This window comes from Nonomuraea sp. LPB2021202275-12-8, assembly GCF_037044575.1.
Lineage (GTDB): Bacteria > Actinomycetota > Actinomycetes > Streptosporangiales > Streptosporangiaceae > Nonomuraea.
Map to the genome: position 1 here is coordinate 24,026 of NZ_JBAHWD010000058.1, position 8,025 is coordinate 32,050.

Genomic DNA, 8,025 nt, shown 5'->3' on the forward strand with positions numbered 1-8,025 from the left:
GGTACGACAATCTCGCGAGGGCGGCCGCGACCGGGCCGGGGACCGGCCACGGCAGCCGCCGGAAACGCGGCTCACCTCTCGCCCGCCCGTGTCCGTACGAGCGCGGTGACGCCGGCGAAGCGCGCCGGCTCCCCCTCGGGGAGGGCTCCGTCGCGGCCCGTCAGGATGCACAGCGCGACCAGCCGGAAGATCAGGGCCCGCACCAGCAGCGGCACGTCCTCGCCGCCGCCGGCGAGCTCGGGCCCGGCCCCGTGATACAGGAGCGCGTCGGCGGTGACGATGGCCTCCGCGTACCGCGCCGGCCGCCAGTAGGGCGAGAAGTCGATCACGGCCGGGCGCTGGCCTGGGTGGAAGAGCACGTTCCCGGTCAGGTCGCCGTGGATGAGCTGGTCGGGGGCCTCGACGGGCCCTCTCAGCTCCAGCAGCGCCGCCAGCGCCCGCCCGGCCTCGCCCGGCAGGGAGGGGGCGGCGTCCGCCCAGGCGACGCGGTCGGCGACGGCCCACGGGTGGTTGCGCCGGTCGAGCAGGTCCGGCCTGGGCACCTCCCGCAGTGCTTCGTGGAAGGCCCTGCCGACCGCCATGAGCGAGGCCCACCGGCCGGCCGGCGCCGGCTCGCCCTCGAGGAACTCGGACGCGGTCCAGCCGCCGGCCACCTCGCCGTCTTCGTGGCCATGCTCGACGTCGGCTTCGAGGTGCTCGAACCACCGGAGCTGCGCGATCGGCTGCGTCTGCTGGGGGACCGGCTCTGCTCTAGAATCTGATTCTGTGACGTCAGCGTTCTTCACGTGGACCGGGGCGGAGTTCGCCCCCGCCCCGCACGCCCGTAGCCCCTGGTCCCCGGACATGCTCCACGGCCGCCTGCTCGGCGGGCTCGCCGCCCGCGCCCTCGAGGAGGTGTACGGCGATCCGGGCATGCAGTTCGCCAGGCTCACCGTCGACCTGTTCCGCAACAGCCCGATGCTGCCGATCACGGTGGACACGGAGCTGGTCAGGGACGGCCGCAGGATCAGGGTGGCCGACGCCACGATCCGCACCGAGCAGGGTGTGATCGGCCGGGCCGGCGCCGTACTGCTCAGGAAGGGCGAGCAGCCCGGCGGCGACCGGCTGGTCACCCCCGCGTGGGACGAGAGCCCGCCCGACGGGCCACCCCCGGCCGACGGGGCCTGGACGCCGCCGTTCGACCTGTGGCGGCTGACGGAGTGGGGAGAGCGGGGCCGCAGGCGGGTCTGGATGCGGGAGAACCGCCCGCTCGTCGACGGAGAGGACGTCTCCCCGTTCGTGCGGGCGGCGCTGGCCGCCGACTTCGCCAGCCCGCTCAGCGGCATGGACAGCGGCGGCCTGCAGTTCATCAACGCCGACTACACCCTCACCCTGGCCCGCCTGCCGGAGGGCGAGGTGATCGGCATGGACGCCACCGGGCACCTCAGCGCCGAAGGCGTCGCGGCGGGGCAGTGCACCGTGCACGACGCGGCCGGACCCGTCGGCTACTGCGTGGTGACCGCCATCGCCAACCCGACCGCCATCAACAGGCCTCCGGCCAGAGGCTGATCCGCCGGGTCAGGACGCCGGACGCTCGGTGCGGTCACCCGACCAGTCGGTGTGGAACGCGCCCTCCTTGTCCACCCGCAGGTAGGTGTGCGCGCCGAAGTAGTCGCGCAGCCCCTGCACCAGCGCGGCGGGCAGCCGGTCGCGCCGCAGCCCGTCGTAGTAGGCGAGCGCCGAGGAGAAGCCGGGCGTCGGCACCCCGATCTGCACGGCCGTCGTCACCACCCGGCGCCAGGCGTCCTGCGCCAGGTTGAGCGCGTCCGCGAACGTCGGGTCGGCCAACAGCGTCGGCAGGTTCGGGTCGGCGTCGTAGGCGGTCCGGATCCGGTCGAGGAACTTCGCCCTGATGATGCAGCCGCCCCGCCAGATGGTGGCCATCGCGCCCAGGTCCACGTCCCAGTCGTACTCCTTGGACGCGGCCGCCATCTGGTCGAAGCCCTGCGCGTAGGCGACGATCTTGGACGCGTACAGCGCCTGCCGCACGTCCTCGACCAGCTCCTTGCCGCCGGTGCCGGTCAGCGCCGGCCCCTGCAACGGCCTGGCGGCCTCCCGCTGCTCCGGGTGACCCGACAGCGCCCGGGCGAACACCGCCTCGGCGATCCCCGTCACCGGCACGCCCAGCTCCAGCGCGCTCTGCACGGTCCAGCGGCCGGTGCCCTTCTGCTCGGCCCGGTCCACCACGACGTCCACGAACGGCTTGCCGGTCTCGGCGTCGACCTGGTCGAGCACCTGGGCGGTGATCTCGATCAGGTAGGAGTCGAGCTCACCCTCGTTCCACTGCCTGAACACCTCCGCCAGCTCGGCGGGCGAGGCGCCGAGCGCCTGACGGAGCAGGTCGTACGCCTCCGCGATGAGCTGCATGTCGGAGTATTCGATCCCGTTGTGCACCATCTTCACGAAGTGACCGGCGCCGTCGGGGCCCACGTGCACCGCGCACGGCACGCCGTCCACCTTGGCCGAGATGTCCTGGAGGATCGGGCCGAGCGCCTCCCACGACTCCTTCGAACCGCCCGGCATGATGCTCGGGCCGATGAGCGCGCCCTCCTCGCCGCCGGAGATGCCGGTGCCGACGAAGTGGATGCCCTTCTCACGCAGCGCCGCCTCGCGCCGCCTGGTGTCGGCGAAATGCGCGTTGCCGCCGTCGACGATCATGTCGCCCGGCTCCATCAGCGCCGCGAGCTCGTCGATCACCGCGTCGGTGCCCGCGCCGGCCTTCACCATGATGATCGCCCGCCGGGGGCGCTTCAGCGAGGCCACGAAGTCGGCCATCTCCTGCGACGGCAGGAACGTCCCCTCGTCGCCGAACTCCTGCACCAGCTGCTTCGTACGGCTCTCCGACCGGTTGTGCACGGCCACCGCGTGGCCGTGCCTGGCCAGGTTGCGCGCCAGGTTGCGGCCCATGGTCGCCAGGCCGGTGACGCCGATATCTGCCAAGTCCATTTCAGCTCCTCTGTGAGGGATACGCATGATCCAGCCTGACGGTTCGGCCGGATATTCCAGTCAGTCGCTCTGGCGGACGCCCAGCTCGTCGAGCCGGTCCAGCATGTCGGCGGGGTCGGCGTAGACCCTGAACGCGCCGGCCCGTTCGAGCTCGTCCCTGCCGTACCCACCGGACAGCAGCCCGATGCCCAGCGCGCCGGCCCGGCGTGCGGCGAGCAGGTCCCAGACGCTGTCGCCCACCACCATGGCGTGCGCCGGGTTCACCCGCAGCAGGGCGGCGCCGGCGAGGAACAGGTCCGGGTCGGGCTTGGCCCGGCGCACCATGTCACGGGTCACCATCGGCGCGTCGTCCGGCAGGCCCAGCATGCCCAGCGCCAGCCGGGCCGTCCGCCGGTAGCCGCTGGTCGCGATCGCCCACGGCACTCCGCGCGAGGTCAGCTCGGTCAGCAGCTCCACCGAGCCGGGCAGCGGCCTGACCGAGGCGGCCTGCCGCTCGTAGGCCTCGGCGTGCGTCGTCTGCAACTCGTCGATCTGCCCCTGGGTCAGCTTCAGCCCGGTCTCACGCAGCAGCGCGGTCACGAACAGGCCGCCGCTCATCCCGATCCGCCGGTGGATGCGCCACACGGACAGGTCGATGCCCAACCCCGACAGCGCCTGCCGCCAGGCGATGACATGCTGGTAGACACTGTCGATCAAGGTGCCGTCGAGGTCGAAGAGAAACGCCGGAGTCGGCGCCTCAGGGAAGTCGTACATGCCTCCATGACACCATGACCGGCATGAGGATCATCATCGCGGGCGGGCACGGCAAGATCGGGCTGCGGCTGGAGAGGCTGCTCGGATCCAGCGCGGTGGGCCTGGTGCGCAACCCCGCTCATCTGGCCGACGTCGAGGCGACCGGAGCCGAGGCCGTGCTCTGCGACCTGGAGAAGGCGAGCGTCGAGGAGGTCGCCGGGATCCTGCGCGGCGCCGACGCCGTGGTCTTCGCCGCGGGCGCCGGCCCGGGCAGCGGCGTCGCCCGCAAGGACACCGTGGACAGGGGAGCCTCCGTCCTGCTGGCCGACGCGGCGGAGCGGGCGGGCGTGCGGATGTTCGTCCAGATCTCCACGATGGGCGCGGGCAAGCCGCCGAAGCCGGGCTCCGACGAGGTGTGGGCCGCCTACCTCAGGGCGAAGACCGAGGCCGAGGAGGACCTGCGCCGCCGCGACCTGGACTGGACGATCCTGCGGCCGGGCCGGCTCACCGACGAGCCGGGAATCGGGCTGGTGCGGCTGGCGCCCGAGGTGCCGCCCGGCTCGGTGCCGCGCGACGACGTCGCCGCCGTCGTCGCGGCGCTGCTCCAGGCGCCGGCCGCCGGGCACCGGACCTTCGAACTCGTCACCGGCGACACGCCCATCATCGAGATCCTTGCGACAGAGTGAATGCGTGACGGAATATCGCGTACTCGGACGCACCGGTCTCAACGTCAGCCCTCTCTGCCTCGGCGCGATGATGTTCGGCTGGTGGGGAGAGCAATCACCTGAGGAGTCGGCCCGGATCATCGACCGGGCGCTCGACTCGGGCATCAACTTCATCGACACCGCCGACGTCTACTCCCAGGGCCAGTCGGAGGAGTTCGTCGGCCAGGCCCTCGCCAGATCCGGCAAGCGCGACGAGGTCGTCCTCGCCACCAAGTGCCACGGCGCCATGGGCGAGGGCCCCAACCGGCGGGGCAACTCCCGGCGCTGGATCTTCCAGGCCGTCGAGGACAGCCTGCGCCGCCTCGGCACCGACTGGATCGACCTCTACCAGATCCACCGCCCCGACCCCGGCACCGACGTCGACGAGACGCTCGGCGCCCTCACCGACCTGGTCCGCCAGGGCAAGGTCCGCTACCTCGGCAGCTCCACCTTCCCGGCCCACCAGATCGTCGAGGGCCAATGGGCGGCCGAACGGCGCGGCCTCGAACGCTTCGTCTGCGAGCAGCCCCCTTACTCCCTGCTCGCCCGCGGCATCGAGGCCGACGTGCTGCCGGTGGTGCACGCGTACGGGATGGGCGCCATCGTGTGGAGCCCGCTCGCGGGCGGCTGGCTGACCGGCCGTTACCGCAAGGACCGGGAGGTCCCGGAAAGCCGGCGAGCGGGCCTGCTGCCCGACCGCTACGACCTCAAGCTGGAGGCCAACCAGCGCAAGCTGGAGGCCGTCGAGCAGCTCGCCGTGCTCGCGGAGGAGGCCGGGCACACCCTCATCGAGCTCGCCCTGGCCTTCACGATCAGGCATCCGGCGGTCACCTCGGCCATCATCGGGCCGCGCACCATGGACCATCTGGAGAGCCAGCTCACCGCCGCGGACGTCCGCCTCGGCGACGACGTGCTCGACAGGATCGACGCGATCGTGGCGCCCGGCCTCACCATCAACCCGGGCGACGCCGGCTGGCAGCCTCCCGAGCTGGCCGACGCGGGGCTGCGCAGGCGTCCGTAGATTTTTGCCGTCCACTGGCCATGTCTTGCGGCATGCCCGGCAACAGGTCCCTGAGGCGCGCGCGAGAGGGGACGGAAATGTCGGACATGCCGTTCGGGTCATTCTTCGGTAGAGACCCGTTCAGAGGATTCGAGGAGCTGACCGGGCGGGTGTTCGGCGGTATGGACGCCTGGCCGCCGGCCCGGCCCAGCGTGCAACGGGTCGACGTCGGCAAGCTGCTGAGCGCCTCGGCGAGGGAGGTGCTGTCCGGCGCGCTGGAGAGGGCCGGCCGGCGCGGCGCCGAGGACCTTGACGTGCTCGACATGCTCGACGCGCTGACCGAGGCCGAACCCACCCGCGAACTGCTGCGGCTGGCGGGAGCGGACATCGGCAGGCTGCGCGACCGCGTCCACGCGCTCGCCGGGGCCGGCCAGGCCGCCGAGCCGCCCACCACGTTCTCCCCGGCCGCCAAGCGGGCCATCCTGGACGCCCAGCGCATCGCCCGGGCCATGCAGTCGTCCTACATCGGCCCCGAGCACCTGTTGCTCTCCGTGGCCGCCAATCCGGAGTCCAGCGCCGCCCGCCTCCTGCAGGAGCAGGGCATCTCCGCCAACGAGGTGCAACAGGCCATGACGGCCGGGCCCTCCGGCGCAGGCGGACAGGGACAGGGGCATGGGCAGGCGCGGCGCTCCAGCGACACCCCGTCGCTGGACGAGTACGGCAGGGACCTGACCGAGGAGGCCAGGCAGGGCCGGCTCGACCCGGTCGTCGGCCGCGAGGACGAGATCGAGCAGTCCATCGAGGTGCTGTCGCGCCGAACCAAGAACAACCCGGTGCTCATCGGCGAGCCCGGCGTCGGCAAGACCGCCATCGTCGAGGGGATCGCCCAGCGCATCGTCAACAGCAGCGTCCCCGACACGCTCAAGGACCGGCGGGTGATCGCCCTCGACCTGACCGGGATGGTGGCGGGCACGAAGTACCGGGGCGAGTTCGAGGAGCGCATCAAGAAGGTCATCGACGAGGTGATCGCGCACGCCGACGAGACCATCGTGTTCATCGACGAGGTGCACACCCTGGTCGGCGCCGGCTCCGCCGAGGGCGGCATGGACGCCGCCAACATTCTCAAGCCCGCGCTGGCCCGCGGGGAGCTGCACGTCATCGCCGCCACCACCATCGACGAGTACCGCAAGAACATCGAGAAGGACGCCGCGCTGGAACGCCGCTTCCAGCCGATCCTGGTCTCCGAGCCGACCATCGAGGAGACGGTCGAGATCCTCGCCGGGCTGCGGGACGCCTACGAGGCCCACCACCAGGTGCGCATCACCGACGAGGCGCTGGACGCCGCGGCCACCCTGTCGGCCCGCTACATCGCCGACCGCTTCCTGCCGGACAAGGCCATCGACCTGATGGACCAGACCTCCGCCCGGGTGCGGCTGCGCTCCCGCACACCCGCCGCCGACGTGCGCGAGCTGGAGGAGCGCCTCGAATCGCTGCGCCGCGAGAAGGACCAGGCGGTCTCCGCCGACGACTTCGACCGGGCCAAGGAGGTCTCCACCATGATCGACAAGGTCCGGCCGGAGCTGGACCGGGCCAAGCAGGGCCACCACGAGGTGCCGCAGGTCATGGTGGAGGACATCGCCGAAGTCGTCTCCCGCCGCACCGGCATCCCCGTCACCCAGCTCACCCAGCAGGAGCGCGAGCGGCTGATGCGGCTGGAGCAGCTCCTGCACGAGCGGGTGATCGGCCAGGACGAGGCGGTCACCGCCATCGCCGAGGCGGTGCGCAGGGCCCGCTCCGGCCTGTCGGACCCGAACCGGCCGATCGGCAGCTTCCTGTTCCTCGGCCCCACCGGCGTCGGCAAGACCGAGCTGGCCAGGGCGCTCGCCGGGGCGCTGTTCGGCGGTGAGGACCACATGGTCCGCATCGACATGAGCGAGTTCCAGGAACGGCACACCGTCTCCCGGCTCATCGGCGCGCCTCCCGGCTACGTCGGCTACGAGGAGGCCGGGCAGCTCACCGAGGCCGTCCGCCGCCGCCCGCACGGTGTGGTCCTGCTCGACGAGATCGAGAAGGCGCACCCGGACGTGATGAACATCCTGCTGCAGATGCTCGACGACGGCCGCCTCACCGACGGCCAGGGCCGCACCGTCGACTTCACCAACACGATCGTCATCATGACCAGCAACATCGGCGCCCAGATGATCCTGGAGGCGTCCGGTGACCTGCCGCGCGAGCAGATCATGGACATGCTGCGCCACTCGCTGCGCCCCGAGCTGCTCAACCGCATCGACGAGACCATCGTGTTCGAGCGCCTGGAGCAGGAGCAGCTCCGCCAGATCGTCGACCTGCTGCTGGAGAAGACCAGGCAGCGGCTGCGCGGCCAGGCCGTGGAGCTCGAGGTGTCCGACGCCGCCAAGGACTGGCTGGCGAGACGGGGCTTCCAGCCGGAGTTCGGCGCCCGCCCGCTGCGCCGCACCATCCAGCGCGAGCTGGACAACCGCCTGTCGACGATGCTGCTGACCGGAGAGGTCGACGAGGGCGGACGGGTGACCGTGGACGTGGAGGGCGACGAGCTCAGGCTCAGAGCCCACAACCCCGAGCCCG

General features: G+C 71.9%; 7 protein-coding genes. 4 read left to right on the forward strand and 3 right to left on the reverse strand.

Going from position 1 to position 8,025, the window contains the following annotated elements; all coding sequences use genetic code 11:
- Positions 1-71: 71 nt before the first annotated feature.
- On the reverse strand, positions 72-785 hold the full coding sequence (locus V5E28_RS46690; protein ID WP_336216761.1) for a phosphotransferase: 714 nt from the start codon (positions 783-785) through the stop codon (positions 72-74).
- Here V5E28_RS46690 and V5E28_RS46695 point away from each other — a divergent pair.
- Complete coding sequence (locus V5E28_RS46695) at positions 766-1,548, forward strand: acyl-CoA thioesterase domain-containing protein (RefSeq protein ID WP_336216762.1); 783 nt, start codon at positions 766-768, stop codon at positions 1,546-1,548. The two genes, V5E28_RS46690 and V5E28_RS46695, sit on opposite strands and share 20 nt — an antisense overlap.
- A 9-nt stretch (positions 1,549-1,557) precedes the next feature.
- On the opposite strand, the gene gndA is transcribed toward V5E28_RS46695, so the two are convergent.
- Positions 1,558-2,985: an NADP-dependent phosphogluconate dehydrogenase gene (gene gndA / locus V5E28_RS46700; RefSeq protein WP_336216763.1), complete on the reverse strand. Its 1,428-nt coding sequence runs from the start codon at positions 2,983-2,985 to the stop codon at positions 1,558-1,560.
- A 60-nt stretch (positions 2,986-3,045) separates the two neighbouring features.
- Entirely contained in the window at positions 3,046-3,738 is a 693-nt protein-coding gene (locus V5E28_RS46705; RefSeq protein WP_336216764.1) for an HAD family hydrolase, read from the reverse strand.
- Positions 3,739-3,761: 23 nt separating this feature from the next.
- Here V5E28_RS46705 and V5E28_RS46710 point away from each other — a divergent pair, with 23 nt between their 5' ends.
- The 3 genes from V5E28_RS46710 to V5E28_RS46720 all read left to right on the forward strand — a co-directional run.
- Positions 3,762-4,403, forward strand: coding sequence for an SDR family oxidoreductase (locus V5E28_RS46710; RefSeq protein ID WP_336216765.1), 642 nt, complete (start codon positions 3,762-3,764; stop codon positions 4,401-4,403).
- Between the two features lie 4 nt (positions 4,404-4,407).
- Positions 4,408-5,442, forward strand: coding sequence for an aldo/keto reductase (locus V5E28_RS46715; RefSeq protein ID WP_336216766.1), 1,035 nt, complete (start codon positions 4,408-4,410; stop codon positions 5,440-5,442).
- A 77-nt stretch (positions 5,443-5,519) separates the two neighbouring features.
- A partial coding sequence (locus tag V5E28_RS46720; protein ID WP_336216767.1) for an ATP-dependent Clp protease ATP-binding subunit occupies positions 5,520-8,025 on the forward strand: 2,506 nt, incomplete at its 3' end.

What these genes read in the sequence shown, in the direction of transcription:
- gndA (WP_336216763.1), bottom strand. Translation starts at nt 2,985, where the DNA reads ATGGACTTGGCAGATATCGGCGTCACCGGCCTGGCGACCATGGGCCGC.
- V5E28_RS46705 (WP_336216764.1), bottom strand. Translation starts at nt 3,738, where the DNA reads ATGTACGACTTCCCTGAGGCGCCGACTCCGGCGTTTCTCTTCGACCTC.
- V5E28_RS46710 (WP_336216765.1), top strand. Translation starts at nt 3,762, where the DNA reads ATGAGGATCATCATCGCGGGCGGGCACGGCAAGATCGGGCTGCGGCTG.